The following is a 16,341-nucleotide window of genomic DNA, read 5'->3' as shown; positions in this document are numbered from 1 at the left end:
TTACTCTTTTATTAATGGCAAGGTTATATTAGCACACAAGCCACCTAGTTCTTTATTTGATAATACTAGACTGCCACCATGCGCAGTAATAGCATTTTTAGCAATCGCCAGCCCTAAACCCGTACCACCACTTACGCGATCCCGCGCATCTGATTGCCTAAAAAAGGGCTCACAAAGCTTGCCCAGTTGGTCATCGGGCACACCAGAGCCATCATCACATATTTCTATATAAATGGCATCTGTGTGCTTTAGAGTAATGCTAATAGTCTTATTTGCGTATTTAATAGCGTTGCGTAATAGGTTTTCAAGTGCGCTGGCAATAAGGCCTTCGTCGCAATTAATATTTACGTCTACAGTGCCCAGTATATTTAGCTGCTTATTATTTTGTTTTGCTTCAAACTGCGCATCGTTAATAACGTGATCTACAATTATTTGTAATGATTGTTTTTGCAGTGAAAGCGCTTGGCTTTTTGCTTCTAAGCGAGAAACTTGCAGCACGTCGGCAATCATCTTATCAAGTTGGTTTGCTTCTTTTTCTATGCGTAATAAATAGGATTGGCTAGCGTCGTTAGCTTGCATTTGCGCAAGACCGGTAGCCATTTTTAAACGCGTAAGGGGCGAGCGTAACTCATGTGATATGTCGGCTAATAAGCGTTTTTGTGAACTAATTAAAAGCTCTAGCTGATTGGCCATGCTGTTAAAGTCTCGCCCAAGTATTCCCAGCTCATCTTTTCGGTTTACAGAAATGTCGGCTCTTGCGCTTAGGTTGCCCGCTGATAGTTTAATAGCTGCTTTTTTAAGACTATTTATAGGGGCTATTAAGTTACGGCTAAATACAAAGCTTAAAATAAGAGAGGCAACAATTGCGATGACTATTTTCATCCAATTAGGCATAAGCTTAAAGCGCATTAATAGCGGCGGTTGATGGTTAATATCTATTTCATAAAGATAAAAACTCCCTTCAGGCACGTTTATGTTAACAGGGCCGAAGGCTTGATATTTTTCAGTAAAAATAATTTGTGGTGACATATTTTGAGTAAAGTTTAATAAACTTAAGTCGATGCTCTCTGGCACCTCTTTACTACTAAGGGAGTCTTCGCTTTGAGCTGCGCTTAAGTATAAAAGTTTACGCTTTGATAGGCGAGGGTGTACTAATACATCGCTTAGGCTGCGCTTATGTTTAATAGCAGTGCGCTCAATGCTTTTAGCGGTATATATCAGGTTTTTTTTCATCGGCCCATAAAGTGGCTCGTTAGATACCGCATTAATAGCCGTAATATTACTTAAAAATACAAGCGCTGCAACGGTGCCGATTATAGTTAACCAAAACCAAATAAATATTTTAAAAAATAGGTAGTGCCCAGGGTGCTTTAACCAAGCAAAGTAAGTGCTTTTATTCGCCTTGGATAAAGACATAACCTGTACCTCGCATTGTTTTAATTCGCTCGCCTGTAATATGCTCCGCAATTTTTTTACGGATATTACTTACATGCATATCGATAGAGCGATCAAAAGAAGCTAAACGCCTGCCTAGCACTTCTTCGCTAATTTGCTCTTTACTAACAACTTCGCCTGCATTTTTACACAATAGCGTGAGTATTTCGTACTCTGTACCGGTAAGGGTTAGTGTAGAGCTGTCTATTGAGGCCTCTCGCGCTGCAAGGTTAACAGTAATACCATTAACGAGTAACTTACTTGTTGTAGCTGCATTTAAGCTATTAATGTGCTCTATACGGCGTGTTATCGCTTTTACGCGGGCTAGTAATTCACGATGATTAAAAGGCTTTGGAATATAATCGTCAGCGCCTAGCTCTAAACCAAAAATACGGTCAAAGTCTTCACCTTTTGCAGTAAGCATTATTACAGGGGTGAGCTTTGTTTGCCTAAGTTGTTTGAGTACTTCAAAGCCATCAAGCGTTGGTAGCATTACATCAAGCAGTATAAGTGCGTAGTCGTTTGCTTGTGCTAGTTTAAGGCCCTGCTCACCGTCGTGTACGCTTTGTATTTCAAAGCCTTGAGCAGTTAAATATTCACTTAATAGCTCACAAAGGCCCGTATCGTCATCAATCATTAATAGTTTCATTTACAAACCCTTAGAGTTGTTTATAGCGTTATTTTACCCGCTAAATAGTGCAAAGGTGAATCTTTACACAACCTTTACACTGCTTTGCGTTACTTTGCGTTGAGTTAGGTATAGTTAACTCACTGGCGTATACCCAGTCAGCCTCAAGATACAGAATTCAGCGTTTCACAGCAGCTGGCTATCAAGGCGTGACTTTGCAAGAATGGCATTCCCTTTTAAAAAGTCACAACACCGAGAGCTAGTTGCTGTGAAACGCCCAAAGGGTTGGTTTTAAAACGATTTATTCTGCGTTATAGATTTTAACAAGGGAGCAACCATTGGTTACAATCAATGCCTTGCCTAAATAGTTTTTAATTCCAACTGAAACTCGTTTCTTGCGGTTGATTGGGTATGTTAGCCACAACCAACCCAATATTAAGGTAATGATTATGACTAAATTAAACACACTTTCAAAATTAGTACTTATCTGTGGCTTAGCAACAGCAACGCTTGGTGCTAGTAGCGTGTTAGCTAAAGGCGACGGACATAAGCAAGGCCATTCTCAAGCTCGTTTTTTACTTTCTGAGCGCGGCGTTGAAAAATTAAACCTAACAGATGAGCAGCAAACTAAGCTAAAGGCTATTTTTGAAGCGCAAAAAACACAAATGAAAGCACTGCGTGGCGACGATAAAGAAGCCCGTAAAGCGATGCGTGAAGCGCACAAAGCAAAAATGGATGCATTACTTTCGGCTGCAACATTTGACGAAAATGCAGCAAAAGAGCTATTAAATGAACGTCATGAAAAAGGTGAGCAATTTGGTTTAATTGAACTAAAAACACAACACCAAGTAATGCAAGTGCTTAACGCTGAGCAAAAAGAGAAGTTTGCTAAAATGCAAAAGCGTATGAATAAAAAGCACCGTAAACAAAAAAGTTAATTTTACTTTTTTGTAAATACTAAAAAACCAGCGTAATGCTGGTTTTTGTATTTAGGGCATTATGAAGATAAATTATTTAAAAAAGTCATCTTCATTTTTAGCCATCATTGCCTCAATATCTTCTATCATGTCTTGGCTAAACTCTTCAGCCGAGGTAATTGGTGCAGAAATTTTATTATTTTCGAACGACCATTCACCTAAATCAATTAGTTGGCAGCGCTTTGAGCAAAAAGGGCGAAATGGGCTTTGCTCTGACCATTCAACTTTAGTTTTACAGGTTGGGCAGTTTACAACAGTAGGCATAAATTACTCTCTACAAATTTTTGGTGCATATTACATTACTTAGATATGAGTCTCTAGCTATAAGGCTCTGAGCTTAGAGTCTTATCTTTTACTATGGGACTTTAAAAATTGGTTACGCGGTTTATTTCACCAAGGGATGTAAGGCCATCGGCTGCTTTGCGTAAACCCGATAAACGTAAATTATTAAACCCGGCTTTAAGTGATACGTCTGCTATTTCAAGCGAATTACCACCGCGCATAATAATTTGGGCAATTTCAGGAGTAATTTGCATTACTTCGTAAATACCCACACGCCCTTTGTAACCATCAGTACAGCTATCACACCCTTTAGGCGTATATAACGTCATTTCTTCAATTTGCTCGGCACTAAATCCTTGGCGAGCTAGTTCTTCACTCGGAAGTTGTTCTGGCGTTTTACATTTAGGGCACAAGCGACGTGCTAGACGTTGGGCTATTATTAAGCTGATCGAGCTTGCTACGTTATAAGCGGGTACACCCATATTTAATAAACGAGTGATTGTTTCCGGCGCTGAGTTTGTATGCAATGTTGATAAAACCAAGTGACCTGTTTGCGCCGCTTTTATTGATATTTCTGCGGTCTCTAAGTCACGTATTTCACCTACCATAACTACATCAGGATCTTGACGTAAAAATGCGCGCAGTGCGTTGGCAAAAGTCATGTCGGCTTTAATATTTATTTGTACTTGGTTTACACCTTCAAGGTTAATCTCAACCGGATCTTCCGCAGTACTAATATTACGCTCTGGCTGGTTTAATATATTTAAACCTGTGTATAGCGATACTGTTTTACCAGAACCGGTTGGCCCTGTTACAAGTATCATCCCTTGCGGCTGGGCAAGTGCATCCATGTAGAGCTTTTTCTGCTCAGGCTCGTAACCTAATACATCAATGCCTAACATAGCGCTTGATGAATCAAGGATACGCATTACTATTTTTTCGCCCCACAAGGTAGGCATGGTACTTACACGAAAGTCGATACTTTTGCGTTCAGTGATTTTTAGTTTTATACGACCATCTTGTGGTTTGCGTTTTTCGGCAATATCGAGTCGCGACATAACCTTAATACGCGCAGAAAGCTTGGTTGCTAATGTGTTAGGTGGGCTTGCTACCTCATGTAAAATACCATCAATACGAAAACGAATACGGTACTTGTGCTCGTAAGGTTCAAAGTGTAAATCAGAGGCGCCTTTTTTAATGGCATCCATTAAAATTTTGTTGATGTAAACGATGATAGGCGCATCGTCTTTATCGTCATCTTGCAGGGCTGTATCTTTTTGGCTGTCTGAGTCTAAATCAGCAAATTCCTGAAACTCGTCATCGGTTAAATTTAAGCTGCCAGCGGCATCTAGTAATTGCTCAATTTTGGCATCGAGTTGAACATAATCAACAACAACGACTTCGCATGAGAGACCAGTACTAAATTCAAAGTTTTCGAATGCGCCGTAATCTGTAGGATCGGATGCTGCTATATAAACTTTTCGATCTTTTTGAACAAGCGGCAAAATGTGATGCTTGCGAATAAGTTTTTCTTTTACAAGATCGGCCGGGATTTTTGTAGGATCAAAGTCTTTTAAATCAAAATAGGGTACGCGAAACAAATCAATACATTGTTCAGCTAAATCATTACTATCGATTTTTCCACATTTAGAAATAAGCTCAGCTGTTGAGGCAAATTCATTTTGTTTGTTTTTAACCGTGTCGGCATCAATGCGGCCAAGGGTTATAAATTTTCTCAATAACGGTGAGTTAATATTCATTGCGCACCTGTTTTATTCCTTCAATAGTAAGCAATTTATCAGAAAAAAGAAGGGGATTACATCTCCTTTCATTCTTTGTTGTGATTTTACTAACTAAAATACGAGTTTGTGTGAGTTAGGACAGTGTTAATATGAGTTAGTTTTGTTGTGTAATGCATATTGTAGGTACTTTTTATGCAGATCAACAAGTTCTATATGCACTAGGTTTAAACTACGGTCGTTATTTAAAATATCATTCGCTTTTTGCTGTTTATCGGCACGTGACATTTGTGAGGCAATAATACTTTTAACTTGCTCAATATTTGTGCTGTCACGTTTTACTGTACGCGCTATTTGTACAGAGGTTGGTACATCAATAAGTAGGGTATGGTCGCAATACTTATCAAGATTATTCTCAAACAATAAAGGCGCTACTAAAACAACATAAGGGCTAGTTGCATTATTTAAATCGTTTAGTATTTTTGACCGAATAAGAGGGTGCAGCAACGCATTAAGCCATTCTTTGTCACTGTTGTTAGTAAATATTTTTGCGCGCAGCGCTGCTCTATTTAATGTGCCATCTGGCAATAAAATATCTTTGCCAAAGTGTGCTGTAATCGCTTTTAGCCCTTTGCTATTTGGGAGTACGACTTCACGCGCAATTATATCGGCATCAACTATTGTAATACCAAGCTCTTCAAACATGTTACTGATGGCCGTTTTACCACAGCCAATACCGCCTGTTAAGCCTAATACCCAGCTGTTTACTTTAGTTATTTGCTCACTCATTTTAATAACCTATTAAATTAAAATAAGCGCCTTGAATTTGGTTGCCCCAAAGCATAGTGATCCAGCCTGCTATCGCTAAATAAGGGCCAAAAGGGATAGGGGTCGCTTTGTCTTTACCTTGTATGCTCAACAGTGCAATACCTATAATGGCACCCACTACGCTCGAAAGCAGAATAATAGTAAGTAATGACTGCCAGCCAAGTAATGCCCCAAATACAGCAAGCAATTTAAAATCGCCATAGCCCATGCCTTCTTTGCCGGTTAATAGCTTAAATAACCAAAATACGCTCCATAAGCTTAAATAACCACAAGCAGCGCCAATAATGGCATCAGTAGGCGTAATTGTGTAACCTAATACCGAGGCAATAAGTGCAAGCCATACAAGCGGTAATGTAAGCTGGTCTGGCAGTAACATGTGATCAATATCAATAAAGGTCAGTGCGACTAAAATCCACGTTACAAAAATATATAAAAGGGCTTGCTCGGTCGCACCAAAGCTATAGGCAACAATTAAACTTAATAGGGCAGTAATTAGCTCTACAGCAGGGTATCGGGCCGAAATAGGATTACTACAACTTGCACATTTACCTTTAAGTGCTAACCAACTAATAATAGGAATATTCTGCCAAGGCTTAATGGCTGTTTTACATTTAGGGCAGGTAGAATTGGGTTTTACTAAGTTAAAAGGCTCGTTGATATTGGCTTGTTTAGATTTATTGGCTGTAAGTTCATCCTCTAACAGTAGTCTGCATTCGCTTTGCCACTCACGTTGCATCATCAGCGGTAAGCGATAAATAACCACATTTAAAAAGCTACCGATACATAAACTAATTAAGCCAACTGTGGTTAAATAAAACCACAATTGGCTTTGCATTACTTCAATAATACTTTGCATCATATTACCTGAAAATTATTTTAAAAATTAAGCGTTTAAAAATTAAGTGAAATTATTATCACAAAGAGAAGTGAAAGAGAGTAAATGAGAAAACATTAATAGCTATGCCTTACCAAAAAGTAAGCCTCTCTTTTATTTCCTGTAAATTGTTATTTTTGGTAATTAAATAACAGAGCCAAGTTGGAAAATAGGCAAGTACATCGCAACAATCAAGCCACCAACAAGTACACCGAGTACAGCCATAATAAGTGGCTCAAGCAAGCTCGATAGGCCATCAACTGCATCATCAACTTCTTGCTCGTAAATAGTCGCTACTTTAGCAAGCATACCGTCTAGCGACCCTGACTCCTCACCAATAGCAACCATTTGTATTACCATATCAGGGAAGATTTTTGAGTTACGCATTGCCCAGTTCATTTGATTACCTGAGCTAACCTCTGCCTTAATATCAAGTATTGCATAGCGGTAAACAGCATTACCTGAAGCGCCTGCAGCAGAATCAAGCGCATCAACCAGTGGTACACCGGCAGCAAACGTAGTCGAAAGAGTTCGTGCATAGCGAGCAACAGCTGCTTTATTTAAAATCATGCCAATAACAGGCAGTTTAAGTATAGCTCGGTCGGTTGCATCTCTGAGCTTTAAACTTCTTAGTTTTGCTTCTTTAAATATCCAGCCAGAGACTACAACGAAAATAAGTGCTACCCACCAGTAACTTTGCATGAACTCAGATATGCTAATTACAAATAAGGTGAATGCTGGTAGTTCAGCACCAAAGCCTGCAAAAATGTCTTGAAATTGAGGAACTACAAATATAAGCAGTATAGAAGTAACTATGAGTGCAACAACTAAAACCGCGATAGGGTAAAACATCGCTTTTTTAATTTTTGATTTTAAGGCTTCAGACTTTTCTTTATAAAGTGCAACTCGGTCAAATATTTTATCAAGTGCACCAGATTGCTCACCAGAGGCTACAAGGTCGCAATATAAGTCATCAAAATAACGTGGGTGTTTTCTAAGTGCTGTAGATAACGGTTGACCCGCTTTTACTTCATCAGCAATAGTATCCATTAACTTGGCAACGCTTTTATTGGTAGAGCCAGAACCTATCATCTCAATTGCTTGAATGAGTGGTACACCAGCCAGAAGCATAGTTGCTATTTGTCTGGTAAGTAAGGCTATGTCTTTCGGGGTGATTTTTTGAACGTTTTGAATGCCAAATAACGGTTTAGGCTTGCGTTTGACTTTTGAGGGGGTAATGCCTTGCTTCCGCAATTGAGCTTTAACCAAAGCAATACTGCTCCCAGTTAACTCTCCTTCCAGGCGTTTTCCTCGAGCACTAACTCCAACCCAAAGAAAAATATCGAGCTTATTTTTTTTCATGAAGTAAATATAACTCTAGAGTAGGGAAAGGGGGGAGCAACTGCTTTTTCAAGCAGTTGCTTTTTTATTTATTAACAGTATTGACCGTCACTGCAAGTTTGTGCCCAAGTCAATTGCCCAGAAGTTGCTCTAGTTGGTGTTAATGACATAACAACGCTATCAACTGCAGCTGTACCTGATACTTTAATTACCCCATCATCAACTGCAACACTAGCTACCATTGGTGTTGTTGTAGTATTTGGAATGCCATTACTTCCTAAGTCGCAACCTGTAAGAGTGTCAAGTTTCATAGCACATGTTTCTACACCAGCCTTGTATGCCGATGAAGCTAATACCACTTCAGTGAATTTACTTTTCTTGGTATAAAGCTGGTACTGAGGTAATGCAATTGCAGCAAGAATACCGATGATTGCTACTACAATCATTAATTCAATTAGGGTGAAACCCTGTTGTTTTTGAGTCATTGTTTTCATGTTTCCTCTCCTAAAGGATAGATTTTTGTAACTTAAATCACTTAAGCGGCAAAATGCCTCACTTAATTTAACTGATTTACTTTACAGTTTTACTTAAATTTAATTTTATTACACTTTAGCTTTAGAGTATGAAACACAAAAGCCGTATGTGAATTCATTATGTTTAGTACTAGCTATAAAAGTTTACTAAGAGCACTACATGTTGTAGCAACAAATAGTATAGGCATAAAGTAAGTAGTTTAGTTGCTTTAGTTTTTAATTATGTCTTTAAAAACTAAAGGTACTAGTTATTTATGACTACCTTTTTAAATAAAATAGTACAACAGAATTAGTCTACCATTTTATTTTAGTATTTAGCACGTATCTTATTATAAAAAAGCGATTTTATTTAACAATTTGTTACAAAGTAAGCCTTTTGGGTTATTTAATGCTTTTTTACTTAACTTGTCAATCGATTAGCGGTATTAATTGGCAGTTGTTGCTTTAAAGTTGTTCAAAACGCATCGACAAATCGATTGATTGTAAGTTTTTTGTTAACGCCCCGCTTGATATAAAATCGACGCCGGCTTGTGAATAAGTTTTGAGCGTTTCTAGGGTCATATTGCCTGAAACCTCTAGTTTTGCGCGCTTATTGGTTAAAATTACGGCTTGCTTAATTTGCTCTATGCTAAAGTTGTCAAGCATAATTATGTCGGCGCCAGCTTCAATTGCTTGCTTAAGTTCTGGGAGTGATTCTACTTCTACTTCGACAGGTTTGTTTGGGTGATTTTGTTTAGCTTGAGCAACGGCTTTGTTTATTGTGCCACAAGCCGCTATATGATTTTCTTTAATTAAAAATGCGTCAAATAAACCAATACGATGATTTGCCCCCCCGCCACATTTTACTGCGTATTTTTGAAGAGCGCGCAGACCAGGTATGGTTTTGCGTGTATCGAGTAGTTGCGTAGTTGTACCACTTAGCTCTTTAACATAATGCGCTGTAGTAGTGGCTGTACCCGATAACGTTTGTACAAAGTTAAGTGCAGTACGCTCGGCAGTTAATATTGAACGCGCTGAACCAGTGGCTGTAAATAATGTGCTGTTTGCTTTAACTGCTTCGCCATCGTTTATAAGTACGTTAACCTCAACGCTTGGGTCTACTTGTTTAAATACTTCAAGGATGATGTCTTTTCCGCAAAAAATACAGTCTTCGCGGGTAATTACTTTGGCGCTTGCTTGCTCATTTTGAGGGATCAATTGCGCGGTAATATCGCCTTCTTGTGCTGTTTGATAATTTAAATCTTCGTCAAGTGCTAGAGTAACAAGCTGAGTAATAAGAGTGTGCGAAATAGACATGGAATGCTCATAAGCGTTAATAAATTAAGCAAATTTTACTATGTTTATAAAAGAAAGAGAAGCAATTGCCTTTTCACCAATATAAAGATAAGCGCGTATAGTAAATTAGTATCTACGAGTGGGTTTGTATTATCTGTAGATGAGGTTTTATACCTCGCTTTTAATTTCAAAATTTACTTTACATGAGCAGACGTAAATTAGCACCTACGTGTGGGTTTGAATTATTTGCAGGTAGGGTTTTATACCTGTTTGTCACTATCATTGTTTTAATAAATCCTTTAGCATCAGTGCTATGTATATCTTGATATTTATATAATAAACGTATCATGAAAATAGATTTAGACGGTGTTTTAAGTATTGTAGCGCAGCGGCCTTGTTCGCATTTTGATGAACGCCCTGATGAGGCCGATATTTCTTTATTGGTGATTCACAATATATCATTGCCAGCCGGGCAGTTTGGTACACCTTTTGTTGATGGGTTATTTATGGGTAGTATTGACTGTAATGCTCATCCGAGTTTTAGTAACTTAAAAAACTTACGTGTATCGGCCCATTGCTTTATAAAGCGCACCGGTGAGGTTATACAATACGTGCCTTTTGAAAAGCGTGCTTGGCATGCTGGGCAATCTGAGTTTGAGGGGGTATCTGCTTGTAATAACTTTAGCATTGGCATTGAGCTTGAAGGTACCGACACCACGCCATACTCTTTAGCGCAATACGAAGTATTAACTACACTTAGTAAATCTATAATACAGCGCTATCCAAAAATTACCCCTTCGCGTATTGTTGGCCATTGCGATATTGCCCCGGGACGTAAAACCGATCCTGGCAGTAGCTTTAATTGGCCATTGTTTTTTAATATGCTTGAACAACTAAGTTAAGAGAGTTATTCCAATGATTTTAGTTTCTATAATAATTGCATTAATACTTGAGCGCTTAGGAGCTCGGTCTAATTACTGGCAAATAAGTTATTACGCAAATGGTTATTTAAATCGTTCTAATAAACTACTTGGCGATAAGGGCTTATTTAGCTCAGCACCGGGCTTTTTAATTTGGCTTTTACTTCCAGTGATTGCGATGGCACTAATTTATTGTTTATCTGATTTTGTTTTGTGGCAGTTGGGCATTAATATCGCGGTGCTTTTGGTTTGCTTTGGTTGTGCTAAGCAGCGTGCTTTATATAAGTCGTATTTAAATGCGTTAACGCGAGATGACGGTACTGCTGCATCTTTATATGCGTTGCAAATAGGTCAAAAGCGTACTGATGATCAAGATGGTGGCGAAACCTTTGGGCAAACATTGGCGTGGGTAAACTTTAGATTTTACTGTGCGGTTATTTTTTGGTTCGTTGTTTTAGGCGCGCCAGGTGCGGTTTTATATGCATTGGTACGTACTTTAGCTGATTTAGTACGAGAAGATCATAAAGTAATATTTGCTAAGCGTTTTAAACTTATACATAAACTATTGTTTTGGCTCGACTGGTTACCTGCACGTATTACCAGCTTTGGTTATTTAGTAATAGGTAACTTTAATAAAGGCACAAGCTGTTGGCTACGTTACGTACTTAACTTTAAATCTCCAAACCGAGAAGTAGTAACATGTACTGCACTTGCTGCAGAGCAAGTTGAAAAGCGTTATTACGGCTGTACCTACGAGGCCACTTGTATGATTAAGCTGGTTAAGCGCAATGTATTATTTTACTTAGTACTTATAGCGTTGCTTACATTATTTGGTGGGCTGTCGTAGTCGCGATTTTACATCGCGCATTGTGTTTTTCGGTTGGGAGGTTAGTTGCCAAATGTCGCGGGGTAAACCCGCTGCTACGATATTGCGTAGTCGCGATTTTATATCGCGCATTGTGTTTTTCGGTTGGGAGATTAGTTGCCAAATGTCGCTGCTACGAGTTTAGATAAATACTATCCCAATATGGGTAGTCTGCAATATTTTCTATTAAATTTGCACGCAAAGGGTTTGCGACTATGTATCTAGCACAGCTATTTAAGTCTTCGGTATTTCTTATTAAGTGATCATAAAACCCTTTTTGCCAAAGCTTTTGTCTGCCAAATTGTCTATACACCGTGGCTGAGCGTCCTTTGAAGCTTCTAATTACCTCACTTAATGTTGCGCTATCGGATAATTGTAATAACCAATGAATATGGTTTGGCATTATCACGAAAGTATTTGATTTAATTAGTTGCTCTCTTTCTAATCCCCTCATTTCATTGATAATAGCTCCATTAATTATTAAGCTTGTGAATAGGTTGTTTCGCTCATGACAAACCAGTGTAATAGCATAATATTGGTTTGCTTTTGATACTCTTCCCTTTCGTAATAAATATGAACGATGCATAACATACCCGTATTTTAGCAATCACAGACCCACGAATTTAAAGCATATGCAATTTTTATAAATTTGCGTAGTCGCGATTTTACATCGCGCATTGTGTTTTACGTTTAGGTAATTACTTGCACAATAGTCGCGGGGTAAACCCGCTGCTACGATATTGCGTGAGCGAAATTTTATATCGCGCATTGTGTTTTATATTTAGTGGACTGATCGTGTGTAAATTGCAGCTATTTCTTTGGTACTTTTATCCTGTTATTAATTTCTTTAATAAATTCAACTAGAGTTAACACTCTATTTTTCTGGTCAGACCAATTGTTTTCATCCTATTAACGTTATAACAATTTTTGTAAATTGCGCATTGTTTGATCTTCGTTCAAAATGCGTTACGCTACTTTAATTGCTCAAACTACCTGTAAATTGACAGCTAATAGTGTTTTTGATACCGTATTGAAAATTTTTGGTATGACCAATTTACCTTTTGGGTAAATCATACTACTTAAAGCCCCGTTTTATGGGCTCTTGGTATTTATACAACGCGGACGTTGATTCATGTCTTTAAAGATTAAAGCGGCAAAATTATCTGATGTTATTTTACAGCAACTTGAGAATATGATTCTTGAAGGCTCGTTAGCACCAGGTGAAAAGTTGCCACCAGAGCGTGAACTAGCAAAGCAATTTGAAGTGTCTCGCCCGTCACTGCGTGAGGCAATTCAAAAATTAGAAGCGAAAGGTTTAGTTACGCGTCGCCAAGGTGGCGGCACGTTTGTAAAAAATCAGCTCGAAGAAGGGCTTACTGATCCACTTTTTGATTTGATTAGTAAACACCCTGAGTCGCAGTTTGATTTACTTGAATTTCGTCATGCATTAGAAGGGATTGCTGCTTACTACGCAGCACTGCGCGGGACCAGCAACGATTTTAGCAAAGTAAAACAAAGCTTTGATGAAATTGCCTTAGTTAATGATGATTTACAGCAAAAAGCAAAAGCAATTAATGCATTTCACTTTAGCGTGGCAGAAGCCTCGCACAATGTGGTGTTACTGCATTTAGTTAGAGGTATGAAAGCGCTGCTTGAGCAAAATGTATTGCAAAATTTAACTGTTCTATTAAAAAAGTCAGATATTAGCAGTCAGTTAGCCCAACACAGGCGTTTATTAATGGATGCCGTTATTGACGGTAATCCAGAACAAGCCCGTTTAGCAAGTAATGCGCACTTAGCATTTATCGAAGAAGCACTACTTGAAGCAGGCAAAGAGCATTCGCGAATTGAACGTAGTTTAAGACGCACTAAACAAAATTAAGTACATAACTACTTTGAACACACAAATTAAGTAGCTGTGATATTAAATTAACAATATTCGTATTTTAAACATAAGGAAACCTCCATATGTCTGAAGTCAATAAAATTGACGTAGACGCGCTAGAAACACAAGAGTGGTTACAAGCTCTTGAATCAGTTGTGCGCGAAGAAGGTGTTGAACGAGCTCAGTTTTTACTTGAGCAAGTATTAGAGCAAGCCCGTTTAGACGGCGTTGATATGCCAACGGGTATTACCACGAACTACGTTAATACTATTCCTGTAGATCAAGAGCCTGCTTACCCAGGTGATGTAAATCTTGAACGTCGTATTCGTTCAATTATACGTTGGAACGCGATTATGATCGTTCTACGTGCATCTAAAAAAGATCTCGACTTAGGCGGCCATATGGCGTCTTACCAATCATCTGCTGCATTTTATGAAGTGTGTTTTAACCACTTCTTTAAAGCACCAAATGATGTAGACGGTGGTGACTTAGTTTATTACCAAGGTCATATTTCTCCGGGTATTTACGCACGTGCATTTGTTGAAGGCCGTTTATCGGCTGCGCAACTAGATAACTTCCGCCAAGAAGTTGATGGCGAAGGCTTACCATCGTACCCACATCCTAAGTTAATGCCTGAATTTTGGCAGTTCCCTACGGTATCAATGGGCTTAGGTCCTATTTCATCAATTTATCAAGCTCGCTTCTTAAAATACTTAGATGGTCGTGGCTTAAAAGACACTAAAAACCAACGTGTATATGCGTTTTTAGGTGACGGTGAAATGGATGAGCCAGAATCACGTGGTGCTATTTCTTTCGCTGCACGTGAAAAACTAGATAACCTTTGTTATTTAATTAACTGTAACTTACAGCGTTTAGACGGCCCAGTTATGGGTAACGGTAAAATTATTCAAGAGCTAGAAGGCTTGTTTAAAGGCGCTGGCTGGAACGTAATTAAACTAGTGTGGGGCAGCGGTTGGGATATTCTGCTTGCTAAAGACACAACAGGTAAATTACTACAATTGATGAACGAAACAATTGATGGCGATTACCAAACATATAAAGCTAAAGATGGCGCATATGTGCGCGAGCATTTCTTTGGTCGCTACCCTGAAACAGCTGCCCTTGTTGCAGATATGACAGATGACGAAATTTTTGCGCTTAAGCGTGGTGGTCATGAGCCATCAAAACTATTTGCTGCATTTAAAAAAGCAGAAGAAACAAAAGGTCGTCCAACTGTAATTCTTGCTAAAACTGTAAAAGGTTACGGCATGGGTGAAGCAGCTGAAGGTAAAAACATTGCGCACCAAGTGAAAAAAATGGACATGTCGCATGTTGCACATTTACGTTCACGCCTTGGTCTTGATGACTTAGTATCTGAAGAGCAATTAAAAGAATTACCATACCTAGAGCTTGAAGAAGGTTCACCTGAGTACAAGTACCTACATGCGCGTCGTGATGAGCTTAAAGGCTACACACCTAAGCGTATTCCACGTTTTAGTGAAAAACTTACGTTGCCAGAAGTAGATGCATTTAAGCCACTGCTTGAAGAGCAAAAGCGTGATATTTCTACTACTATGGGCTTTGTTCGTGCACTTAATATCTTATTAAAAGATAAAGGCATTGGTAAAAATATCGTACCAATTATTGCAGATGAAGCGCGTACATTTGGTATGGAAGGTTTATTTCGTCAAATCGGTATTTACAACCCGCATGGCCAAAACTACACGCCACAGGATCGTGATATTGTTTCTTACTATAAAGAAGCAACTTCAGGTCAAGTATTGCAAGAAGGTATCAATGAGTTAGGTGCTATGTCGTCATGGGTTGCTGCTGCAACATCATACAGCACTAACGATTTACCAATGATCCCATTTTACATTTACTACTCTATGTTTGGTTTCCAACGTGTTGGCGACATGGCATGGATGGCGGGCGATCAACAAGCACGTGGTTTCTTATTAGGTGCTACAGCGGGTCGTACAACGCTAAATGGTGAAGGCTTACAACACGAAGATGGTCACAGCCACATTCTTGCAAACACGGTTCCTAACTGTGTTTCTTATGACCCAACTTACGCGTTTGAAGTGGCTGTTATTGTACAAGACGGTATTCGTCGTATGTACGGTGACGACCAAGAAAATATTTACTACTACCTAACGCTTATGAACGAAAACTACCATCAGCCAGCTATGCCAGAAGGCGCTGAAGAAGGTATTCGTAAAGGTATTTACAAGCTTGAAAGTTACGAAGGTAAAAAAGCCAACGTACAGCTATTAAGCTCAGGTACTATTATGACTGAAGTGCGCAAAGCTGCTTCAATCTTAAGCGAAGAATATGGTATTGCATCAGATGTTTACTCAGTAACATCTTTCAATGAGCTAACGCGTGATGGTCAAGATGTTGAGCGTTTCAACATGCTTAATCCTGAAAGCGAGCAAAAAACAGCATTTATCACAAGCGTATTAAACGACTCTGTGACTGTTGCAGCAACGGATTACATGAAAAACTACGCAGAACAAGCGCGTTCATTCATTCCAAGCAGCAACTACAAAGTGTTAGGTACAGATGGTTACGGTCGTTCTGATAGCCGTGAAAACCTACGTCGTCACTTTGAAGTTAACGCAAGCTACGTTGTTGTTGCTACGTTATCTGAACTTGCTAAACGCGGTGAAGTTGAGAAGTCAGTAGTTGTTGAAGCACTTAAAAAGTTCAACATCGACACTAACAAACTTAACCCACTGTACGCATAAGAGGTTTGCA

15 protein-coding genes are annotated in these 16,341 nt (G+C 38.8%); 5 read left to right on the top strand and 10 right to left on the bottom strand.

The window, feature by feature from the left end; translation table 11 throughout:
- A complete protein-coding gene (locus QL998_RS04940; RefSeq protein WP_290192254.1) occupies window positions 1-1,416 on the bottom strand; it encodes an ATP-binding protein in 1,416 nt (471 codons plus the stop codon).
- Window positions 1,394-2,083, bottom strand: a complete 690-nt coding sequence (locus QL998_RS04935; RefSeq protein WP_165744563.1) for a response regulator — start codon at window positions 2,081-2,083, stop codon at window positions 1,394-1,396. Before QL998_RS04935 ends, QL998_RS04940 begins: the two co-directional genes overlap by 23 nt.
- Before the next feature lie 428 nt (window positions 2,084-2,511).
- Between QL998_RS04935 and QL998_RS04930 the strand changes: the two genes are divergently transcribed.
- Window positions 2,512-3,000, top strand: a complete 489-nt coding sequence (locus QL998_RS04930; protein WP_290192253.1) for a Spy/CpxP family protein refolding chaperone — start codon at window positions 2,512-2,514, stop codon at window positions 2,998-3,000.
- A 72-nt stretch (window positions 3,001-3,072) separates the two neighbouring features.
- On the opposite strand, the gene yacG is transcribed toward QL998_RS04930, so the two are convergent.
- The 7 genes from yacG to nadC all read right to left on the bottom strand — a co-directional run bounded on the left by yacG (window position 3,073) and on the right by nadC (window position 9,932).
- Entirely contained in the window at window positions 3,073-3,303 is a 231-nt protein-coding gene (yacG, locus tag QL998_RS04925; RefSeq protein ID WP_002957774.1) for a DNA gyrase inhibitor YacG, read from the bottom strand.
- A gap of 101 nt (window positions 3,304-3,404) precedes the next feature.
- On the bottom strand, window positions 3,405-5,081 hold the full coding sequence (gene pilB / locus QL998_RS04920; protein WP_290192252.1) for a type IV-A pilus assembly ATPase PilB: 1,677 nt from the start codon (window positions 5,079-5,081) through the stop codon (window positions 3,405-3,407).
- 126 nt (window positions 5,082-5,207) lie between these two features.
- Entirely contained in the window at window positions 5,208-5,849 is a 642-nt protein-coding gene (gene coaE / locus QL998_RS04915) for a dephospho-CoA kinase (protein WP_290192251.1), read from the bottom strand.
- Window position 5,850: 1 nt separating this feature from the next.
- Entirely contained in the window at window positions 5,851-6,744 is an 894-nt protein-coding gene (locus tag QL998_RS04910) for an A24 family peptidase (protein WP_290192250.1), read from the bottom strand.
- Window positions 6,745-6,906: 162 nt separating this feature from the next.
- Complete coding sequence (locus tag QL998_RS04905; RefSeq protein WP_290192249.1) at window positions 6,907-8,124, bottom strand: type II secretion system F family protein; 1,218 nt, start codon at window positions 8,122-8,124, stop codon at window positions 6,907-6,909.
- 71 nt (window positions 8,125-8,195) lie between these two features.
- Entirely contained in the window at window positions 8,196-8,597 is a 402-nt protein-coding gene (locus tag QL998_RS04900; protein WP_290192248.1) for a prepilin-type N-terminal cleavage/methylation domain-containing protein, read from the bottom strand.
- A gap of 483 nt (window positions 8,598-9,080) precedes the next feature.
- Window positions 9,081-9,932: a carboxylating nicotinate-nucleotide diphosphorylase gene (gene nadC, locus QL998_RS04895; RefSeq protein WP_290192247.1), complete on the bottom strand. Its 852-nt coding sequence runs from the start codon at window positions 9,930-9,932 to the stop codon at window positions 9,081-9,083.
- Between the two features lie 326 nt (window positions 9,933-10,258).
- Here nadC and ampD point away from each other — a divergent pair, with 326 nt between their 5' ends.
- A complete protein-coding gene (ampD, locus tag QL998_RS04890; protein WP_290192246.1) occupies window positions 10,259-10,813 on the top strand; it encodes a 1,6-anhydro-N-acetylmuramyl-L-alanine amidase AmpD in 555 nt (184 codons plus the stop codon).
- 13 nt (window positions 10,814-10,826) lie between these two features.
- On the top strand, window positions 10,827-11,678 hold the full coding sequence (gene ampE / locus QL998_RS04885) for a beta-lactamase regulator AmpE (RefSeq protein ID WP_007586130.1): 852 nt from the start codon (window positions 10,827-10,829) through the stop codon (window positions 11,676-11,678).
- Window positions 11,679-11,829: 151 nt separating this feature from the next.
- Here the strand turns inward: ampE and QL998_RS04880 are convergent, their stop codons facing one another.
- A complete protein-coding gene (locus tag QL998_RS04880) occupies window positions 11,830-12,282 on the bottom strand; it encodes a transposase (protein WP_290192245.1) in 453 nt (150 codons plus the stop codon).
- Window positions 12,283-12,828: 546 nt separating this feature from the next.
- Between QL998_RS04880 and pdhR the strand changes: the two genes are divergently transcribed.
- The gene (pdhR, locus tag QL998_RS04875; protein ID WP_002957764.1) at window positions 12,829-13,578 is read left to right on the top strand and encodes a pyruvate dehydrogenase complex transcriptional repressor PdhR; all 750 of its coding nucleotides are present in this window, start codon (window positions 12,829-12,831) and stop codon (window positions 13,576-13,578) included.
- An 86-nt stretch (window positions 13,579-13,664) separates the two neighbouring features.
- Window positions 13,665-16,331, top strand: coding sequence for a pyruvate dehydrogenase (acetyl-transferring), homodimeric type (aceE, locus tag QL998_RS04870; RefSeq protein WP_002957763.1), 2,667 nt, complete (start codon window positions 13,665-13,667; stop codon window positions 16,329-16,331).
- The last annotated feature ends 10 nt before the right edge of the window (window positions 16,332-16,341 follow it).

The organism is Pseudoalteromonas sp. APC 3691, from assembly GCF_030408135.1.
Taxonomy (GTDB): Bacteria; Pseudomonadota; Gammaproteobacteria; order Enterobacterales; family Alteromonadaceae; genus Pseudoalteromonas.
This window is presented reverse-complemented; position numbering and strand designations above follow the sequence as displayed.

Bases quoted from the DNA above. Each gene is read 5' to 3' on its own strand.
- QL998_RS04940 (WP_290192254.1), bottom strand. From the start codon at position 1,416: ATGTCTTTATCCAAGGCGAATAAAAGCACTTACTTTGCTTGGTTAAAG.
- QL998_RS04935 (WP_165744563.1), bottom strand. From the start codon at position 2,083: ATGAAACTATTAATGATTGATGACGATACGGGCCTTTGTGAGCTATTA.
- QL998_RS04930 (WP_290192253.1), top strand. From the start codon at position 2,512: ATGACTAAATTAAACACACTTTCAAAATTAGTACTTATCTGTGGCTTA.
- yacG (WP_002957774.1), bottom strand. From the start codon at position 3,303: ATGCCTACTGTTGTAAACTGCCCAACCTGTAAAACTAAAGTTGAATGG.
- pilB (WP_290192252.1), bottom strand. From the start codon at position 5,081: ATGAATATTAACTCACCGTTATTGAGAAAATTTATAACCCTTGGCCGC.
- coaE (WP_290192251.1), bottom strand. From the start codon at position 5,849: ATGAGTGAGCAAATAACTAAAGTAAACAGCTGGGTATTAGGCTTAACA.
- QL998_RS04910 (WP_290192250.1), bottom strand. From the start codon at position 6,744: ATGCAAAGTATTATTGAAGTAATGCAAAGCCAATTGTGGTTTTATTTA.
- QL998_RS04905 (WP_290192249.1), bottom strand. From the start codon at position 8,124: ATGAAAAAAAATAAGCTCGATATTTTTCTTTGGGTTGGAGTTAGTGCT.
- QL998_RS04900 (WP_290192248.1), bottom strand. From the start codon at position 8,597: ATGAAAACAATGACTCAAAAACAACAGGGTTTCACCCTAATTGAATTA.
- nadC (WP_290192247.1), bottom strand. From the start codon at position 9,932: ATGTCTATTTCGCACACTCTTATTACTCAGCTTGTTACTCTAGCACTT.
- ampD (WP_290192246.1), top strand. From the start codon at position 10,259: ATGAAAATAGATTTAGACGGTGTTTTAAGTATTGTAGCGCAGCGGCCT.
- ampE (WP_007586130.1), top strand. From the start codon at position 10,827: ATGATTTTAGTTTCTATAATAATTGCATTAATACTTGAGCGCTTAGGA.
- QL998_RS04880 (WP_290192245.1), bottom strand. From the start codon at position 12,282: ATGCATCGTTCATATTTATTACGAAAGGGAAGAGTATCAAAAGCAAAC.
- pdhR (WP_002957764.1), top strand. From the start codon at position 12,829: ATGTCTTTAAAGATTAAAGCGGCAAAATTATCTGATGTTATTTTACAG.
- aceE (WP_002957763.1), top strand. From the start codon at position 13,665: ATGTCTGAAGTCAATAAAATTGACGTAGACGCGCTAGAAACACAAGAG.